At 57.5% G+C, this 1,580-nt stretch carries 1 protein-coding gene; it reads left to right on the top strand.

The genetic code is table 11. The features are described from left to right. Positions 1-98: 98 nt before the first annotated feature. The gene (locus tag A1355_RS04415; RefSeq protein WP_064025389.1) at positions 99-1,454 is read left to right on the top strand and encodes an IS1182 family transposase; all 1,356 of its coding nucleotides are present in this window, start codon (positions 99-101) and stop codon (positions 1,452-1,454) included. Positions 1,455-1,580: the final 126 nt, after the last annotated feature.

Here is a 1,580-nt window from a genome sequence, read left to right as displayed (position 1 = left end):
CTAGGAGCCTGTCGGACTTAAAAGCCAATAGTCCATTCGGTAACTTGGTTAGATAAAATAGGTGGTATAGAAAGAACCAGCAACCGGGAGAGCCCTTGATGAGTCGATTCATTCCTGTCAACCGCCATCAAATCTATCTATTACCCCCCTCGGTGGACGAATGGTTGCCGGAGGATCACTTGGCGCGTTTTGTCGTCGAAGTCATCGAGCAGTTGGATTTAAGCCGGTTGACGAGCCGCTATCAAGGTCGGGGTTCGGCGGCGCACCATCCGGCGATATTATTGGCACTGCTGGTCTATGGGTACGCCACCGGCGTGTTTTCCAGCCGGAAGATCGAACGGGCCACCTACGATTCGGTGGCGTTTCGTTTCTTGTCTGGTGATACCCATCCCGATCACGATACCCTGGCTCACTTCCGCAAGACGTTCCTGGTCGAGTTGGAAGACCTGTTCGTCCAAGTGCTGAGTCTGGCGCAAGCGATGAAGTTGGTGAAGCTGGGGCAAATCGCGTTGGACGGCACCAAGCTCAAAGCGAATGCCTCCAAGCACAAGGCCTTGTCCCACAGCCATATCGAAAAGCTCGAAGCACAGCTACGAGACGAAGTTCAGGCCTTACTGCAAAAGGCCGACGAAACCGACGCGGTGGACGACCGGGACGGCCTTGATCTGCCGGACGAATTGGCGCGGCGGGAAGACCGGCTGAAAGCCTTGCGTGAAGCGAAAGCCAAGATCGCCGAGCGGGCCAAACCGCGCGACGCGCAAGCCGAACAGGCATACGAGGACAAGGTGTCCCGCCGGGAAGCCCAGCGGCAAGCTGGCCAAAAGCCGCGAGGCCCGGAACCCAAGGCGCCGGTAGCCGGCCCCAAGCCCGACGATCAAATCAACCTGACCGACGAGGAATCGCGCATCCTGCCGAGTCACGAAGGCTTTGTGCAAGGCTACAACAGTCAGGCCGCCGTCGATGTCGATACGATGCTGATCGTGGCCACCACGGTCACGCAGCAGACCAACGACAAACAACAAGTTGAGCCGATGCTGGCCGAACTGAAAAAACTGCCCGACGCCTTGGGCCAAGCCGAAGCCCTACTGGCGGACACCGGCTACTTCAGTGCCGCCAACGTCCAGGCTTGCGAACGAAACCGGATCGAACCTTTAATCGCCATGGGCCGTGACAGTCATCATCGGCCGTTGGCGGAACGTTTAGCCCCGGATGCGCCGGAACCGACTGGCGACGATCCGCTGGAAAAGATGGCTTGGTACTTGAAAACCCGCGAAGGCAAAGCCCGTTATGCCAAGCGCAAATGCACGGTGGAACCCGTGTTCGGGATCATCAAACAGGTACTCGGCTTTCGCCAATTCTCCTTACGCGGTCTGGATGCGGTCACCGGTGAGTGGAAACTGGTGGCCATGGCCTTCAACTTGAAACGGATGCATATCTTGGCGAGGGTCGTCTAATGGTCGAAACGATTGGCCAGCAAAAGGCTCGATTGGCGTTATCGGAATCCAACGCCAAAACGCTCGCCTAACCAGTGGCAAATCCTTCCTTCGACCGCCGTCTTCGCTGAGCTGGATGACAACAGA

The organism is Methylomonas koyamae (assembly GCF_001644025.1).
Classification (GTDB): Bacteria; Pseudomonadota; Gammaproteobacteria; order Methylococcales; family Methylomonadaceae; genus Methylomonas; species Methylomonas koyamae_A.
Note: the sequence above shows the minus strand (reverse complement) of the source record. Positions and strands in the feature narration are given on the sequence as shown.

Bases quoted from the DNA above. Each gene is read 5' to 3' on its own strand.
- A1355_RS04415 (WP_064025389.1), top strand. From the start codon at position 99: ATGAGTCGATTCATTCCTGTCAACCGCCATCAAATCTATCTATTACCC.